Below are 15,863 nucleotides of genomic sequence, written 5' to 3' on the forward strand. Positions count from 1 at the left end.
CGCTCGGCCATGACCGACTCGACACAGCGGGTAGGGCTGCCTTGTCCGGCCTGTTCGCCCGACTTGGAGACTGTTCACGACGTTCTCAACCACGGCGGGCAGGCGACGGTTCGATGTACCGAGTGTGACCACGTTCACAAGACCTCTCTCCCCGAGGCACGGACTGTCGAACGGGATGTCGTCGTCTCACAGGACGGTGAATCGTTCACGGCGACGGCCGAACCGCCCGCCGATGAAACCTTGGCCGTCGGCGAAGAGTTCGTCTTAGAGACCGCGGACGCGATCATGACGGTCCGGATCACCAGTCTCGAACTCGACGAGGAGGGCCGAGTCGAGGAGGCACCTGTCGAGGACGTCCAGACGATCTGGACGCGCGCGGTGGGCAACGTCAGCGTCAACGCGACGGTCCACCCCAAGTCGGGAGCCCGTGACGAGACGCGAAGTGAGACGCTGCACGTCCCTGGCGACTACGAGTTCGTCGTCGGCGAAACTGACGAACTGGGTGAGTTCACCTATACGATCGAGGGCATTCACCTCCGGGACGACGCCCGCGGCTACGAGTACGAGAAACTCGACCACGACCGGGATAGTGCCCCCGCCAAGGACGTCAATCGACTTTACCTCCGAGACGAGACCAGCGACGCCTGGTCGGCGTGGTAGGGATGGCCCGCTGGTGGGGTTCGGACCGCGATCGTGCTGCGACAGACGGAGGAGACGACAACTGGCGACAGCGACGCACTGCCCTGATCGAGGACCTCAGAGAGCGCGACCGGGTGAGCGATCGAGCCCTGGACGCGCTTGCGGCCGTGCCGCGACACGCATTCGTCCCCCAGTCTAGCCGTCGAGGGGCCTACGCCGACCGTCCGCTGTCGATCGGCGAGGGCCAGACCATCAGCGCCCCGCACATGGTCGCGATCATGGTCGATCGCCTCGACCTCGAACCCGGCCAGGAGGTCGTAGAGATCGGCACGGGGTGTGGCTATCACGCTGCCGTCACCGCCGAAGTCGTCGGGGCCGAGCACGTCTACAGTGTCGAATATCACGCCTCGCTTGCGACACAGGCCCGCGAGCGGTTAGCCGACCTGGGCTACGGCGACGTGTCAGTCCGTGTCGGCGATGGCCACGAGGGCTGGCCGGCACACGCCCCCTACGACCGGGCGTATCTCACCTGTGCAGCGACGGATATCCCGCCTGCCGTCCTCGATCAACTCCGGCCCGATGGCGTCTTTCTCGGGCCGATCGGTACGCGTTCACAGCGACTGGTCCGGGTCAGCAAGCATCCGGACGGCTCGACGGAGCGTGAGGACTTCGGTGGGGTCCGATTCGTCCAGATGCAGGGTAGCGACGAGTCGCCGTGATCGCCAGCCGGAGACCACCCGGGAACGCGATGTTCATTAGGGTGGACTCGTAATCTCGCTCAATGGATCCTGCGGTATTGCGTGAGGACATGATCGACGGGCTCCGCCACGAGAGCCGCGCTGTCCTCGATAGCGAAGCCGTCGCGACGGCGATGAATGCCGTGCCGCGACACGCCTTCTTCGACGACGAGCGGGCGGCCTACGCCGATCGGGAGACCGAACGCCTGGGGACGCGCGTCCTCGCGCCTTCGACGGTCGCCCGGTTGTTCGAGGCGTTAGCTGTCGAGCCAGACGACTCGGTGTTGATCGTCGGCGCGGGCGTCGGCTACACCTCGGCGGTTGCGGCTGCGATCGTCGGTCCCCGGAACGTCCAGGCTGTCGATATCACCCGCCAGGTCGTCTACGAGGCCCGACAGAACCTATCGACGGCGGGCTATGACTCGGTGTTCGTCGACTGCCGGGACGGGGCGGCTGGGCTCCCCGAGTACGCGCCCTACGACCGCATTCTCCTCGAAGCGGCGGCCGTCGAGCCTCCACAGGCACTCCGCGAGCAACTCACCCCCAGTGGGCAACTCGTGATGCCACTCGGCGCCCACGAGCAGACCCTGGCCGTCTTCGAAGGCGACGAGGTCGTCGCCGAGTGCGGACCAGTTGCCTTCCGGCCGATGCTCGTCGAGGGCGAACAGGTCGGTGCCATCGAGCGCAACCGGATGCACCGGGAAGATGACGAACGCGCCCGCCAGGCAGCCCAGTCACGGACCGGCTGGGAGCAAGACTGGATCGACTGGGACGGGTCGTGAGTCCGTCGGCTGCGTCCGGGGCGGCTCTGTCGGGAGCCGCCGCCCGCTCTCGATGGATGTGGCTTTTTGTGGTGGCTGGGCGAACGATGGACCAATGGTACGATCTATCGTCGACTGCCGATGTCACGTGGGCGTCGAGACTGGCCATCGAGCAACCACAGCTGCGATCGTCGGGGGGCGTGACTGATGGACGACGAGCGACCGACGGCTGATCACGACGTCGACCTGGATCAACCCACGTCGCTGGATTTCGAGGCGCTCCTGGCGGATGGCCTCGACGGATTGCTGTCCCGGACTGGCGCCCAACTTGTCGTTCTCATCTCCGCTATCGGCATCGTGAGTACCGTTTTCTGGCAGTCGCTTCAACTGACCGTCAGCGAGGCAATGATCACGTACTTGCAGGAGAACTTCGACGCCACTGATTCACAGGTGCAGACGGCGCTGACCGAACTCGAAGGCACGGTCGACGCGTTGGGACTGACGATCGACATCTCAGTCCCCACGATCGTCGCCGGCATTATCCTGCTTGCGCTGCTGGGCGAAGCAATCAATATCGTTGCTATCCGGGCCTTTGCCGACGGTGCACTCGATGGGATCCCACGCGATCTCGTCACCCGCCGGCTGGGCGTTGCGACGCTTTATGGCTTCCTCGGTGGGATCGTCCTGCTCGTCGCAATCGGGCTGGGGCTCCTGTTGTTGGTCATCCCCGCGATCTTCGTCTACGTCGGGACGCTGTTTTTCCGCCAGGAGATCGCCGTCGCGGATAAAGGGCCGGCTAGGGCCATCTCGGGAACGTGGGCACTCACGAAGGGCAATCGCTGGCTGTTGTTCGGGGTCGCTGTCGTGCTGTTCCTCGTTGGGTTCGTTGTCCCGCTCTTCCCGGGTGCGATTCCCGGCACGTTTGGGACCGTCGCCAGTGTGTTCGTCTCGAGTATCGTGGGGGTCTTCTCGATTGCCACCATTACGGAAGCGTACGTCAGACTTCGCAGACAGCACACCGAGTCGATGTGAGCATTTGTCGATCGGTGTGTCCTTCGTTGCTACGCGCCTGGGTGACTGATCGGTTCCTCACCGCATCGAAACCCACGAGTGTCCCGGCTCGAAATCGCCACTGATGGAACTGAGCCAGCCCCACCCCCTCAAGCGGGTTGAACCGCTGGTGTTGATCGCCATCGGCGGGTTCGCCGGGGCGATCTTGCGGTACGCACTCTCCGCTGGATTGCCCACTCCCGTCGTCGGGACGCTCGTGGCCAACGCGCTCGGAAGCTTCGGACTGGCGATCGTCCTCTACGAGAAGCGACTCGCCGACCTGCTGTCGACCGAGACCCGTCTGTTGGTCGGGACCGGCTTTCTCTCCTCGTTTACCACCTACAGCACGTTTGCCGTCCAGACGGCCGGCCTGTCGCCAACCTGGGCCGTCGGGAATATTCTCGCCAACTATGCGCTCGCGATCGCGGGCGTTCTCGCCGGCCGGGCCGTTTCTAGGGGGTTGGTCGCGTGAACCCTGCCGTGTTGGTCGGCCTCGGTGGGATCGTGGGCGCACTCACACGCCATGCCGTCGGTCAGTGCATCGAGCGCGAGGGTGGAGACACCTTCGCGGTCAACGTCCTCGGAAGCTTCCTGCTCGGGGCGATCGTCGCTGCGCCAGTCGGTGAGCCAGCCGCACTTGCGCTAGGAACGGGTTTCTGTGGCGCGTTCACGACGTTCTCGACGTTCGCCTTCGAGACCGTCCGCCTCTACGAGGACGGGCGTCGCCGCCGCGCGATCGCTACCGCGGCCGGCCACCTGGGCGGGGCGTTGATCGCCGTGGGCGTCGGGACGCTGGCCGTCAGTGTCCTCGTCGGCTAGCGGTCACCGTCGGCGGCTCTCTCCCCTGTCGGCCGCGGGGTTCACGTGCCTCCCGACCGTCCGTTTTCGTATGGATCCAGCGGACCTTCGCGCGACCATGCCCGTCACGAGCGAGGTGGCCTATCTCAACACCGGCGCGAGCAGTCCCGCCCCGCGACCGGTCGTCGAGGCGATGACGGATTGGGTCGAGTATCATAATTTCGAGGCTCCCGCCGAGGCGGGGATCTATCCTCACGCCTGGGACACCTACGAGGCCGTCCGCGAGACGATCGCCGGGTTTCTGGGCACCACTCCTGAATCGATCGGACTCACCGGGAGCACCGCGGAGGGCATCTCGGTGATCGCGTCGTCGATCGATTTCGAGCCTGGTGACGTACTCGTCCGGACCGACCTCGAACACCCGGCCGGCATCCTCCCGTTCGACCGCATGGCCGACCTCCACGGTCTCGAGGTACGGACCCTCGAAACCACCAATGGCCGACTCGATCTCGACGACCTTCGTGATGTCGTGGCAGACGCACGCTTGCTCGCGATGAGTTCGGTCTCCTGGAGTCACGGCACCCGGCTTCCCGTCGAGGAGGTGGTCGAAATCGCCCACGAGGCTGGAGCGCAGGTCCTGATCGATGCCGTCCAGTCGCCCGGCCAACGTCCCGTCGACCTCGAATCCTGGGGCGCGGACTTCGTTGCCGGGTCGGGCCACAAGTGGCTGCTTGGTCCCTGGGGTGCGGGCTTCCTCTATGTCGCCCCCGACACGATCGATTCGCTCACTCCCCGACGGATCGGGTATCGCGGCGTCGAGGATCCAACCGGCTCACCCTACGAGTACAAGGCGGGTACCGCCCGGTTCGAACTCGGGACGACCTCGCCCGCCCCCCACGTTGGCCTGGCGACGGCGATCGACCTGCTGGAGTCGGTCGGCATGCAATCCGTCCAGGCCAGGATCGAGCGACTGACCGACCGCCTGAAGGCGGGGCTCGGTGATCGTCTCATCAGTCCACGCGACTACGAGTCGGGATTGGTCACATTTCAGGCAGAGGCCCCGGAAGCCACCGTCGAGGCACTAGCTGAGGCAGGTGTGGTTGTCCGGCCGTTGCCGTTCCCTCCCGGTGCGGTCCGTGCCTCTGTTCATGCCTTTAACACTGTAGACGATATCGATCGGTTGCTCGAAGCCCTCTAGGGGCCGGTGACCGCTATCACTCGTTGCCGACTGGCCGCCGCCGCAGTTCGTCGATCTGGCTCCGCAGGCGGTCGAGTTCTGATTCCAGTGCCTCCCGGCGATCGATGAGGTTGCTCAACTCTTCGGTGTTGACCGAGAAGTCGTCGCCCATCGCGGCCTCCAGGGCGTCGGTCGTCGAGCGGACGAACTGTGTGCCAACTTCGAGCACTTCCTCCGGTGATTCACACCCTTCATAGAGGGCAACGTCGCCCGACTTGACGGTGTAGCGGATCAGCGGCAGCGCTTCTTCGGCGTGATAGCTCGTCGTCGTCTCCAGGCCGGTGACGGGGTTCCGTCGGTCCCGTGCCTGCTCGTTGCGGACGATGCTGAACGCCTCCGCTAAGGACGGATAGGTCTCGGCCAGGTCCCGTAATCGGTCGGCCGCGGTCACGTCAAGCTGTGCTTCGACGTCGCCGAAGAACTGTGCTGATCCGGTCAGGCTCAGCGCCACCGTGAAGAAGACGCCGCGGTTCTGTTCGGCGAGTCGTCTGATACGTTCTCGGACGGCCTCGTGTTCTCCCTCTAGGGCCTGTCGTTCGAGATCGTCGAGTAGTGTCCGGATCCCCGATTCGCGTTCGAGATATTCCTCGACGAGCATCCCCGGCAACTCCCCTGCATCGTCCGGTTGGTCCATAGCTTCCCTTTGGCCGCCGTCACTAAACCCTTCTCGCCGGCAGCGTCTCGGGCCCATCGTTCGACCGGGACACACCGAGCCCGCAACATGGCTACTCGCTTGCGGTGCCGCGCTGCTCGATCGGTGACCAGCCCCACAGCGGTAGCCCATTGTGCCGAAAGACAGTAGGTCGGATGGGGACAACGTCGCCGTATGCGTGAGTGTCCGTATTGCGGGGCCGACGCCGAGGCGGGGGCGCGGTACTGTGATCGGTGTGGGGAGCGACTCGTGTTCGAGGGCGACGACCGGGACGGCTTTCTCGGCCGGACGTCGGTCCAGTACCTCCAGGGTGTGCGCCACGGGGCGCGACCACTCGATCCGTCGACCGGCTATCACGAGAACCTCCGGGCGGAACTGACCGCCGCGATCGAAGACTTCTCTCATCTGGCTTCCGTGGGCGAGCTCCAGCTGTCTGAGGTGCTCGACGTCGACGACGCACAGTTCCAGGCTCTGGAAGACGATATCTCTCCGGACACTGACCTTCGCCCCGCGACACGCCGTGCACTGGGTGTCGCCGTGCTCGTCGCGCTGCTCGAAGAGACATACGACGGACCGATGCTGGACGAGTTGCAGGTACTCGCCAGCGACGTCGAGTGATCCAGCGAGGTACACGAGACGAACCTTGTTGTCGGTCGAGCCTGTCACTAGCAGCCGATGACTTCGAACCTGACAAATGCCGTCGAGGGAATCGTCTACGAACCAACACAGACCGACAGCCCAGGTCTCGATCTCACGGTGGCGGAGGTCTACGAAGTCGCCGCCCCCGGTCGCGTCGACTTCGGCGGTGGTGAGCTCGAAGCCGCCGACCTGCGCGCGGTCCAGACCACCCTCCACAACAGCGACGACGACTACGAGTGGTATCATCTCGATGCTGGCCAGTATCTGGTGGCGTTCAACGAGTCTCTCACCACGACCGACCAGTCCTACTGGCTCCAGACTCGTGACGCTGTCAGGGACGCCGGGGCGTTCCATCCGTCGCTTCGTGTCACCGACCTAGATCCAGTACCTCTCTCCGTGGGCGGCGACGGGATCCGGCTCAAAGACAACGCCCGTGTCTCGACGTTGCTTCCGTTGTAGGCCACGTCTGAATCGGGAGCCACCCTTTTTGTCCTCGCCCGCGTTGTGTGTCCATGGGATTGTTCGAGAATCTCGGCCGTAAAGTCGAGTCCTTCAAACAGGGCGCGGCTGACAACGCCAGCGAGCCAACCCATCGCTGTGGGGATTGCGAGTCGGAATTTTTCACGGACTACGAGACTTGCCCCGATTGTGGGAGCGATGCTGTCGATTCGACCGAGTGACAGCCAGGGGAACGAAGTGAGTGGCGTGGATTCAACGGGATTGGGCGGCGAGATCGTCGCCGCGAAGGCCGGAAGACGCCAGGCCCCCGAGCGGGATTTGAACCCGTTGGGAGACGTTCCGGGGCTGTGACTCCGTGTGTTCAAATCCTTCTGGGGTATCGACCGAACTCGAGTCGCTCGGCGACGAGACCTATCGCTTAGTGATCGAGTTCGGAAAAGTACGCCCGGAGCGGGATTGTGAACTAGTAGAAGACTCGCTGGCGCTCGTCTTCTAGAGTTCAAATCTCTTTGGAGCGCACACAGCAAATCAGATGTTCGCGACACGCTAACGCAGTCGCTCACGGAGTTGAATGCAGAGAAGCGCCCGGAGCGGGATTTGAACCCGCGTCACGACCGTGACAGGGTCGTATGATGGGCCACTACACCATCCGGGCCTGCTACACTCCTTCGTATCCGGGTGGTAATATTAAGACTTTCCAAACAGACCCGGACTGTCGGTCACTCACGTGGTGGTGATTGACGTAGTGCGTGCCGATCGGTCCCGACGACGACCACCCCGGTCGCTGACTCCACATCGCCCCGCCTGCCAGGGGGTATCCGACCAGAACACATTTACCTGCAGTCGGCCTACGTGGCGGTACTGAACGCCTGTACGCCGACAGCTATTGCCGGCGGTTTTGGTAAGCGTTATATGGCTTCCACCGGTAGCAATCTGTAGTATCTCGTGACAACAACCTTCTCCAGCCCGCCACACTCGACATCACACACATGGTAGACGTAAGTCAACACGAACTCGTTCCAGAACACACCATCCTCGACGACGACGAACTCGAGGACGTGCTCGCGGAGTATGATATCAAACGGACTGACCTGCCGAAGATCAAGCGTGCCGATCCCGCCTTGCCTAACGAGGCGGAAGTCGGCGACGTGATCAAGGTCATCCGGGATTCACGAACAACCGACACCGCCGTGGTGTACCGACTCGTCGTAGAATAACATGGATACGGAAGATCATCGCGCCATATCACGGGAATACTTCTCGAGGGATCGACTCGCCGAACACCACTTTCGGTCGTTCAACGCCTTCCTCGACCGGGGGATGCAGGAGGTCGTCGACGAGAAGGCGACCATCGATACCGACATCGGTGACAAGGAAGGCGAAGAACCCGTCTGGGTCGAACTCGGCGACGTCCGCGTCGTCACGCCCCGCGTCCGGGAGGCCGACGGCAGTGAGGAACTGCTGTACCCCCAGGAAGCGCGCCTCCGGAACATCACCTACTCCGCCCCGGTCTTCATGGAGATGGCCATCGTCAAGGGCGGCGAAGAGGAAGAAGAGCGGGTCGTCGACCAGACCGAAACCAAGGTCGGCCGGATGCCGATCATGGTCGGCTCCGAGAAGTGCAACATTGCCGGCTTCACCGACGAGGAACTGATCGACATCGGTGAGGACCCTGCCGACCCCGGTGGATACTTCATCGTCAACGGCTCCGAGCGGGTCCTGATGACCAGCGAGGACCTCGCGCCGAACAAGATCCTCGCGGAGTACGACACCAAGTACGGCGACGAGATCCAGGTCGCCAAGACCTTCAGTCAGCGTCGGGGCTACCGAGCGCTGGTCCTGACCGAACGCACCCGAGATGGGTTGCTCGAAGTCTCGTTCCCGAGCGTCTCGGGATCGATCAACTTCGTCACGCTCGTTCGCGCACTCGGCTTAGAGAGCGACGAGGAGATCGTCCATCGCGTCAGCGACGATCCCGAGATCGTGAAGTTCATGCTCGAAAACCTGGAGGCTGCAGAGGTCCAGTCCCAGGAAGAAGCCATCGAGACGCTTGGCAAGCGCGTCGCCTCCGGGCAGGGCAAGAACTACCAGCTCAAGCGGGCCAACTACGTCATCGATCGGTACCTCCTCCCACACCTCCACGAGGAAGGTGTCGAGGAAGAAGAGGTCCGGATCAACAAGGCCTACTACCTCTGCCGGATGGCCGAGGCGTGCTTCGAACTCGCCTTAGAACGCCGCGAGTCCGACGACAAAGACCACTACGCCAACAAGCGCTTGAAAGTCTCGGGCGACCTCATGCGGGACCTCTTCCGGACGGCACTGAACAAGCTGGCACGGGACGTCAAATACCAGCTCGAACGCGCCAACATGCGTAACCGTCAACTCTCGGTCTCGACGGTCGTCCGCTCGGACGTCCTGACCGAACGACTCGAACATCCACTGGCGACGGGTAACTGGGTCGGGGGCCGTTCGGGCGTCTCCCAGCTCGTCGACCGTACCGACTACATGGGGGTTCTCTCCCACCTGCGACGCCTGCGTTCGCCACTCAGCCGTTCCCAGCCCCACTTCGAAGCGCGTGACCTCCACGCCACCCAGTGGGGTCGCATTTGTCCCTCCGAGACGCCAGAAGGGCCGAACTGTGGACTGGTGAAGAACTTCGCGCAGGCGATGGAGCTCTCCCAGCACGTCGAGGACGAACGCGATCTGAAACATACACTCGCGGACATGGGGGTACAGGGCATCCCCGCGATCGAAACCAGCGCACAACAGCCCGCAGACGATTAATATGAGTCAGGGACGCGAAGCCAAAGTCTACGTCAACGGAAGTCTCGTCGGGACCCATCCCGAACCGGAACAGCTCGCAAACCAGGTACGCGAAGCTCGCCGCCGTGGCGAGGTCAGCGAGATGGTCAACGTCTCGGTCAAAGACCGTACCGACGAGGTTATCATCAACGCCGACGCCGGCCGGGCCCGCCGCCCACTGTTGGTCATTCGTGACGGTGAGCCACTCGTCTCCGAGGAAGAGATCGAGGCGGTCAAAGACGGCGACCTCTCCTTTGAGGATCTCGTCGACCGGGGCTACGTGGAGTTCATCGACGCCGAGGAGGAAGAGGACATCCTCGTTGCGGTCGATAAAGACGAACTCACGGAAGACCACACCCACCTCGAAGTCGACCCACAACTCATCTTCGGGATCGGTGCCGGGATGATCCCCTATCCCGAACACAACGCGAGCCCGCGGATTACGATGGGGTCGGGGATGATCAAGCAGAGTCTGGGGCTGCCAAGTGCGAACTACCGGGTTCGCCCGGACACGCGCCAGCACTTGCTGCACTACCCGCAGCTGTCGATGGTCAAGACCCAGACGACCGAACAGATCGGCTACGACGACCGGCCGGCGGCCCAGAACTTCACGGTCGCGGTCATGTCCTACGAGGGATTCAACATCGAGGACGCCCTCGTCATGAACCGAGGATCGGTCGAACGCGCCCTCTCGCGGTCGCACTTCTTCCGGACGTACGAGGGGGAGGAACGCCGCTATCCGGGCGGTCAGGAAGACCGCTTCGAGATCCCGGACGACGAAGTGCGGGGCGCTCGCGGCGAAGACGCCTACACGCAACTCGACGAGGACGGCCTCGTCAACCCCGAGACGAAGGTCGGCGAGAACGCTGTCCTGCTCGGCAAGACAAGCCCGCCCCGGTTCCTCGAAGAGCCGGACGATATGGGCGGCCTCAGCCCGCAAAAGCGCCGTGAAACGTCAGTGACGATGCGATCCGGCGAGAGTGGGGTCGTCGACACGGTGACGCTTATGGAGGGTGAGGATGGCTCGAAACTCTCGAAGGTCAAGGTCCGTGACGAGCGGATCCCGGAACTCGGGGACAAGTTCGCCTCGCGACACGGCCAGAAGGGTGTCGTTGGCCACCTTGCCCCCAGGAAGACATGCCATTTACCGAACAGGGTGTCGTCCCCGACCTCATTTTGAACCCCCACGCACTCCCCTCGCGGATGACTGTCGGGCACATTCTGGAGATGATCGGCGGGAAGGTCGGTGCCCTGGAAGGTCGCCGCGTCGATGGGACCGCTTTCACTGGCGAGGACGAAGAAGAACTCCGCGATTCCTTGGAGGATCACGGCTTCAAGTCCTCGGGGAAGGAGGTCATGTACTCGGGCATCACGGGCGAGAAGATCGAGGCCGAGATCTTCGTCGGGACCATCTTCTACCAGAAACTCTACCACATGGTCTCGAACAAGATCCACGCCCGTTCGCGTGGTCCGGTCCAGGTGTTGACTCGCCAGCCGACCGAGGGGCGTGCCCGCGAGGGTGGGCTCCGGATCGGGGAGATGGAACGGGACGTCTTCATCGGGCACGGTGCCGCCTTGACGCTCAAAGAGCGCCTGCTCGATGAGTCAGACCAGGAGTGGATCAACGTCTGTGGACAGTGTGGGATGACCGCCGTCGAGAACGTCGATCAACGCCGCGTCTACTGTCCCAACTGCGATGAGGAGACCGACGTCCACGAGGTCGAGATGAGTTACGCGTTCAAACTCCTCTTAGACGAGATGAAAGCGTTGGGTATCGCGCCGCGGATCGAACTGGAGGATGCAGTATGAGTACCGGACAATCACCCAAGTCGATCGGCAAGATCAGCTTCGGGCTGATGGACCCAGAGGAGTACCGGGACATGAGTGCCACGAAGGTCATTACGGCCGACACTTACGACGACGACGGGTTCCCCATCGACATGGGGCTGATGGACCCGCGACTGGGCGTCATCGACCCTGGCCTGGAGTGTAAGACTTGCGGGAAACACTCCGGGGCCTGTAACGGCCACTTCGGCCACATCGAACTCGCCGCGCCCGTGATCCACGTCGGCTTCTCGAAACTCATCCGGCGACTACTGCGAGGGACCTGCCGGGAGTGTTCGCGCTTGACCGCCGTCGATGCCGCGAAGTTCACCGATGGCGAGGGCGCTGTCGACCTCGCGGCCGCCGAGGCCGCCGCCGAGGAGAAGAAACGCGAATTCCGCCAGGAACTCCGTCGGACGGCAGAGCTGGGCAACGACTTAGATGACGTGTTGAAGTCGGCCATCCGGCAGGCTCGCTCGGCCAGCCGGTGTCCCTACTGTGGGGCCGAGCAGTTCGACGTCAAACACGAGAAACCGACGACCTACTACGAGATCATCGAGGTTCCCCATCCGGAGATCGAAGAACGCCTCAGCATGGCGATGGATCCGCCCGAAGGCGAGCCTGTTACGCCCGACGAACTCGCCGAGGCCATCGACGATGCCTTCAGTGCGGGTCGGATCCGGGAACTGCTCTCTGGCACCTACCGGCCCGACCGCAACGACATCGGTGCCTTACAGCAGATCGGCAAGGCGCTTTCCCGATTCAACGACTTAGAGGAACACCTCGGCGAGCAACTGGACTTCGAGAGTGCGTCGTCGTATCTCCTCGATGAGGATATGGACAAGCTGATGCCCAGCGACATCCGGGACTGGTTCGAGGAGATCCCGGACGAGGATATCGAGGCCATCGGGATCAACCCCGACCGGTCCCGACCCGAGTGGATGATCCTCACCGTGCTGCCGGTCCCGCCGGTGACGGCCCGCCCCTCGATCACGCTGGACAACGGCCAGCGGAGTGAGGACGACCTTACGCACAAGCTGGTCGACATCATTCGGATCAACCAGCGGTTCATGGAGAACCGTGAGGCCGGCGCGCCCCAGCTGATCATCGAGGACCTCTGGGAACTGCTGCAGTATCACGTCACTACGTTCATGGACAACGAGATCAGCGGAACGCCGCCGGCCCGGCACCGCTCGGGCCGCCCGCTGAAGACCCTCTCTCAGCGCCTGAAAGGCAAAGAGGGCCGTTTTCGTGGATCTCTCTCGGGGAAACGCGTCAACTTCTCGGCACGGACTGTCATCTCGCCGGACCCGACACTCTCGCTCAACGAGGTCGGAGTGCCCGACCGGGTCGCCAGCGAGATGACCCAGACGATGAACGTCAACGAGCGGAATCTCGAGGACGCACGTCGGTACGTCGCCAATGGGCCGGAAGCCCATCCTGGTGCAAACTACGTTCGCCGGCCCGACGGTCGCCGACTCAAAGTGACCGAGAAGAACTGCGAGGAACTCGCCGAGAAAGTCGAACCCGGCTGGGAGGTCGCCAGGCATCTGGTCGACGGTGACATCATCATCTTCAACCGCCAGCCGTCGCTGCACCGGATGTCGATTATGGCCCACGAGGTCGTCGTGATGCCCTACAAGACCTTCCGGCTGAACACGACGGTTTGTCCGCCGTACAACGCGGACTTCGACGGTGACGAGATGAACATGCACGCCCTCCAAAACGAGGAGGCCCGTGCGGAGGCTCGCGTCCTCATGCGGGTGCAAGAACAGATGCTCTCCCCGCGCTTTGGTGAGAACATTGTCGGCGCGATCCAGGACCACGTCACCGCGATGTACCTGCTGACCAACCAGAACCCGACGTTCAACGAGACCCAGGCTTTGGACCTGTTGCGGGCGACCAACGTCGATACACTGCCCGAACCTGACGGGGAAGAAGACGGCAACGCCTACTGGACCGGCCGCTCCATCTTCTCGGAACTCTTGCCGGACGATCTGAACCTCGAATTCACGAGCGAGGCCGGCGACGACGTCGTCATCGAGGATGGCCAACTCGTCGAGGGGACGATCGACGACAGCGCGGTCGGTGCCTTCGGCGGAGACGTCGTCGATTCGATCGCGAAGATCTACGATAAGACCCGTGCCCGCATCTTTATCAACGAGGTCTCGACGCTCGCGGTCCGGACGATCATGCACTTCGGGTTCTCGATCAGTATCGACGACGAGTCGATCCCGCCCAATGCGGCCGAACAGGTCGACGAGGCCATCGACAATGCCTACGAGCGCGTTCAGGAACTGATCACGACGTACGAACAGGGCGATCTCGAATCGCTTCCCGGCCGGACGATCGACGAGACACTGGAGATGAAGATCATGCAGACGCTCGGCCAGGCCCGTGACAGTGCGGGTGACATCGCCGAAGACCACTTCGCAGAGGACAATCCGGCCGTGGTGATGGCCGACTCCGGGGCGCGTGGCTCGATGCTCAACCTGACGCAGATGGCCGGCTGTGTTGGCCAACAGGCAGTCCGCGGCGAGCGGATCAACCGCGGATACGAGAATCGGACGCTCAGTCACTTCAAACCGAACGACCTCTCGGCGGACGCCCACGGCTTCGTCGAACACTCCTATCGTGAGGGACTCGATCCCAAGGAGTTCTTCTTCCACGCGATGGGTGGACGGGAAGGGCTGGTCGACACGGCAGTCCGTACCTCCAAGTCCGGGTACCTCCAGCGTCGACTCATCAACGCGCTGTCGGAACTGGAGACTCAATACGACGGGACAGTCCGAGACACCAGTGATACTGTCGTCCAGTTCGAATTCGGCGAAGACGGTACCTCTCCGGTCGACGTCTCCTCCAGTGATGACTTCGACATCGATGTCGAATCGATCGCCGACCGGATCATCGATGCTGAATTCGACGACGACGCGGCAAAGGCGGAGTTCCTCGAACGGGAGGCCTTGCCGACGAACCTCTCTGAACATGCCGACGAGCGCTGGCTCGCGGAGGGTGATGACTGATGAACGGCGAATTCACCGAATACAATCCGTTAGATCGCTTCGAGCACGTCGACACCGACGTCAGCGCGGTCGTCGAAGACACCGACTTGCCGCGCCGACTCAAGACGCGCGTCTACGAGACCATCGAAGACCGCGAGGGTGTTACCATCGAACAAGCCGACGATATCGCGAAAGCTGTCGAGTCGCAGTACCTCGACACGCGAGTCGATCCGCTCGACCCCGTTGGGACGGTCTCGGCCCAGTCGATCGGCGAACCCGGCACCCAGATGACGATGAACACGTTCCACTATGCGGGGGTCGCCGAGATCGACGTCACCCAGGGGCTGCCGCGGCTCATCGAGCTAGTCGACGCTCGCAAGGAGCCAGACACGCCGATGATGACAGTTCACCTCGACGAGGAGTACGCGACCGAACGCGAACGCGCCCACGAGGTCGTCTGGAAGATCGAGGCGACACGGATCCTCGCGCTGGGTGACGTCTCGACGAACGTCGCCGACATGGCCGTCCAGATCGATCTCAACCCCGAGACGCTCAAAGAACGGTGGCCGACTGCCGACAGTGTCGACGAGGTTGCCCAGGAAATCGCCACCACCATCGAGTCCCAACTCGGTGTCGATACGATCCGCAAGGAGACGGTTATCCAGTTCGGTCCGGAAGAACCCTCCTACCGGGATCTCCTTCAGCTCGTCGAGGAACTGCGGGAGATCGTCTTCAAGGGCATCGAAGAAGTCTCCCGCGTCGTCATTCGGAAAGAGGAACTCGAAGACGGCAACGAGGAGTTCGTCCTCTACACCGAGGGGTCGGCCTTTGGCGACGTTATCGGTATCGAGGGCGTCGACGCCTCTCGGACGACTTGTAACAACATCCACGAGATCTTCAGCAACCTCGGTGTCGAGGCCGCTCGCGAGGCAATCATCGAAGAAACGATGAACACGCTCGAAGAGCAGGGCCTGGACGACGTGAACATCCGCCATCTGATGCTCGTGGCAGACATCATGACCAACCGTGGCGTGATCGAGTCGATCGGTCGCCACGGTATCTCCGGTAGTAAAGAGTCTGTCCTGGCCCGTGCCGCCTTCGAGGTTACCGTCTCACACCTGCTCGATGCGGCCATCCACGGTGAGATCGACGACCTCAACGGCGTCACCGAGAACGTCATCGTCGGGAAGCCGATCAAGCTCGGAACCGGTGACGTCGACCTCCGGATGGGCAGTCACACCGGCGGCGGCGCAGCCGACTGAC

General features: G+C 62.9%; 15 protein-coding genes, 1 tRNA gene and 1 pseudogene. 15 read left to right on the plus strand and 2 right to left on the minus strand.

The window, feature by feature from the left end; genetic code table 11:
* The first annotated feature begins 9 nt into the window (after positions 1 to 9).
* From Hrd1104_RS01605 to Hrd1104_RS01635, 7 genes are all read left to right on the plus strand, one after another.
* A complete protein-coding gene (locus tag Hrd1104_RS01605) occupies positions 10 to 660 on the plus strand; it encodes an HVO_0476 family zinc finger protein (protein ID WP_154551107.1) in 651 nt (216 codons plus the stop codon).
* A gap of 2 nt (positions 661 to 662) precedes the next feature.
* A complete protein-coding gene (locus tag Hrd1104_RS01610; protein WP_154551108.1) occupies positions 663 to 1,358 on the plus strand; it encodes a protein-L-isoaspartate(D-aspartate) O-methyltransferase in 696 nt (231 codons plus the stop codon).
* 62 nt (positions 1,359 to 1,420) lie between these two features.
* Positions 1,421 to 2,158 carry a protein-L-isoaspartate O-methyltransferase gene (locus Hrd1104_RS01615; RefSeq protein WP_154551109.1) on the plus strand — a complete coding sequence of 246 codons (738 nt, stop codon included), beginning with the start codon at positions 1,421 to 1,423 and terminating at the stop codon, positions 2,156 to 2,158.
* A 186-nt stretch (positions 2,159 to 2,344) separates the two neighbouring features.
* The gene (locus Hrd1104_RS01620; RefSeq protein WP_154551110.1) at positions 2,345 to 3,169 is read left to right on the plus strand and encodes a hypothetical protein; all 825 of its coding nucleotides are present in this window, start codon (positions 2,345 to 2,347) and stop codon (positions 3,167 to 3,169) included.
* Positions 3,170 to 3,278: 109 nt separating this feature from the next.
* Positions 3,279 to 3,659 carry a fluoride efflux transporter CrcB gene (gene crcB, locus Hrd1104_RS01625; protein WP_154553167.1) on the plus strand — a complete coding sequence of 127 codons (381 nt, stop codon included), beginning with the start codon at positions 3,279 to 3,281 and terminating at the stop codon, positions 3,657 to 3,659.
* Positions 3,656 to 4,006 carry a CrcB family protein gene (locus tag Hrd1104_RS01630; protein ID WP_154551111.1) on the plus strand — a complete coding sequence of 117 codons (351 nt, stop codon included), beginning with the start codon at positions 3,656 to 3,658 and terminating at the stop codon, positions 4,004 to 4,006. The genes crcB and Hrd1104_RS01630 overlap by 4 nt, the downstream gene beginning before the upstream one ends.
* A gap of 70 nt (positions 4,007 to 4,076) precedes the next feature.
* Positions 4,077 to 5,183: an aminotransferase class V-fold PLP-dependent enzyme gene (locus Hrd1104_RS01635; RefSeq protein WP_154551112.1), complete on the plus strand. Its 1,107-nt coding sequence runs from the start codon at positions 4,077 to 4,079 to the stop codon at positions 5,181 to 5,183.
* A 16-nt stretch (positions 5,184 to 5,199) separates the two neighbouring features.
* Here Hrd1104_RS01635 and Hrd1104_RS01640 read toward each other — a convergent pair whose 3' ends face one another.
* Positions 5,200 to 5,856 (minus strand): hypothetical protein, encoded by a 657-nt coding sequence (locus Hrd1104_RS01640; RefSeq protein WP_154551113.1) that lies wholly within the window; start codon positions 5,854 to 5,856, stop codon positions 5,200 to 5,202.
* Positions 5,857 to 6,048: 192 nt separating this feature from the next.
* Between Hrd1104_RS01640 and Hrd1104_RS01645 the strand changes: the two genes are divergently transcribed.
* Genes Hrd1104_RS01645 through Hrd1104_RS13005 form a run of 3 tightly spaced genes read left to right on the plus strand, consistent with a single transcriptional unit; the run spans position 6,049 to position 7,193 of the window.
* Positions 6,049 to 6,492, plus strand: a complete 444-nt coding sequence (locus tag Hrd1104_RS01645) for a zinc ribbon domain-containing protein (protein WP_154551114.1) — start codon at positions 6,049 to 6,051, stop codon at positions 6,490 to 6,492.
* 57 nt (positions 6,493 to 6,549) lie between these two features.
* A complete protein-coding gene (locus Hrd1104_RS01650) occupies positions 6,550 to 6,972 on the plus strand; it encodes a dCTP deaminase (protein WP_154551115.1) in 423 nt (140 codons plus the stop codon).
* A gap of 53 nt (positions 6,973 to 7,025) precedes the next feature.
* Entirely contained in the window at positions 7,026 to 7,193 is a 168-nt protein-coding gene (locus Hrd1104_RS13005; protein WP_195837611.1) for a hypothetical protein, read from the plus strand.
* Positions 7,194 to 7,554: 361 nt separating this feature from the next.
* On the opposite strand, the gene Hrd1104_RS01655 is transcribed toward Hrd1104_RS13005, so the two are convergent.
* Positions 7,555 to 7,627 (minus strand) — tRNA-Asp (locus Hrd1104_RS01655).
* A gap of 334 nt (positions 7,628 to 7,961) precedes the next feature.
* On the opposite strand from Hrd1104_RS01655, the gene Hrd1104_RS01660 reads away from it, so the two are divergent.
* The 5 genes and pseudogenes from Hrd1104_RS01660 (at position 7,962) to rpoA2 (ending at position 15,862) form a co-directional block, all read left to right on the plus strand.
* Positions 7,962 to 8,189, plus strand: a complete 228-nt coding sequence (locus tag Hrd1104_RS01660; RefSeq protein ID WP_154551116.1) for a DNA-directed RNA polymerase subunit H — start codon at positions 7,962 to 7,964, stop codon at positions 8,187 to 8,189.
* Between the two features lies 1 nt (position 8,190).
* The gene (locus Hrd1104_RS01665) at positions 8,191 to 9,756 is read left to right on the plus strand and encodes a DNA-directed RNA polymerase subunit B'' (protein ID WP_154551117.1); all 1,566 of its coding nucleotides are present in this window, start codon (positions 8,191 to 8,193) and stop codon (positions 9,754 to 9,756) included.
* 1 nt (position 9,757) lies between these two features.
* Positions 9,758 to 11,583 (plus strand): annotated as a pseudogene (rpoB, locus tag Hrd1104_RS01670) (DNA-directed RNA polymerase subunit B).
* Positions 11,580 to 14,621 (plus strand): DNA-directed RNA polymerase subunit A', encoded by a 3,042-nt coding sequence (locus tag Hrd1104_RS01675; protein ID WP_154551118.1) that lies wholly within the window; start codon positions 11,580 to 11,582, stop codon positions 14,619 to 14,621. Before rpoB ends, Hrd1104_RS01675 begins: the two are co-directional and overlap by 4 nt.
* A complete protein-coding gene (gene rpoA2, locus Hrd1104_RS01680; protein WP_154551119.1) occupies positions 14,621 to 15,862 on the plus strand; it encodes a DNA-directed RNA polymerase subunit A'' in 1,242 nt (413 codons plus the stop codon). Before Hrd1104_RS01675 ends, rpoA2 begins: the two co-directional genes overlap by 1 nt.
* Position 15,863 lies beyond the last annotated feature (1 nt).

Source organism: Halorhabdus sp. CBA1104, assembly GCF_009690625.1.
Classification (GTDB): Archaea; Halobacteriota; Halobacteria; order Halobacteriales; family Haloarculaceae; genus Halorhabdus.

Excerpts from the sequence above, each read along its gene's own strand:
- Hrd1104_RS01605 (WP_154551107.1), top strand. The coding sequence starts at position 10 with ATGACCGACTCGACACAGCGGGTAGGGCTGCCTTGTCCGGCCTGTTCG.
- Hrd1104_RS01610 (WP_154551108.1), top strand. The coding sequence starts at position 663 with ATGGCCCGCTGGTGGGGTTCGGACCGCGATCGTGCTGCGACAGACGGA.
- Hrd1104_RS01615 (WP_154551109.1), top strand. The coding sequence starts at position 1,421 with ATGGATCCTGCGGTATTGCGTGAGGACATGATCGACGGGCTCCGCCAC.
- Hrd1104_RS01620 (WP_154551110.1), top strand. The coding sequence starts at position 2,345 with ATGGACGACGAGCGACCGACGGCTGATCACGACGTCGACCTGGATCAA.
- Hrd1104_RS01635 (WP_154551112.1), top strand. The coding sequence starts at position 4,077 with ATGGATCCAGCGGACCTTCGCGCGACCATGCCCGTCACGAGCGAGGTG.
- Hrd1104_RS01640 (WP_154551113.1), bottom strand. The coding sequence starts at position 5,856 with ATGGACCAACCGGACGATGCAGGGGAGTTGCCGGGGATGCTCGTCGAG.
- Hrd1104_RS01645 (WP_154551114.1), top strand. The coding sequence starts at position 6,049 with ATGCGTGAGTGTCCGTATTGCGGGGCCGACGCCGAGGCGGGGGCGCGG.
- Hrd1104_RS01650 (WP_154551115.1), top strand. The coding sequence starts at position 6,550 with ATGACTTCGAACCTGACAAATGCCGTCGAGGGAATCGTCTACGAACCA.
- Hrd1104_RS13005 (WP_195837611.1), top strand. The coding sequence starts at position 7,026 with ATGGGATTGTTCGAGAATCTCGGCCGTAAAGTCGAGTCCTTCAAACAG.
- Hrd1104_RS01660 (WP_154551116.1), top strand. The coding sequence starts at position 7,962 with ATGGTAGACGTAAGTCAACACGAACTCGTTCCAGAACACACCATCCTC.
- Hrd1104_RS01665 (WP_154551117.1), top strand. The coding sequence starts at position 8,191 with ATGGATACGGAAGATCATCGCGCCATATCACGGGAATACTTCTCGAGG.
- Hrd1104_RS01675 (WP_154551118.1), top strand. The coding sequence starts at position 11,580 with ATGAGTACCGGACAATCACCCAAGTCGATCGGCAAGATCAGCTTCGGG.
- rpoA2 (WP_154551119.1), top strand. The coding sequence starts at position 14,621 with ATGAACGGCGAATTCACCGAATACAATCCGTTAGATCGCTTCGAGCAC.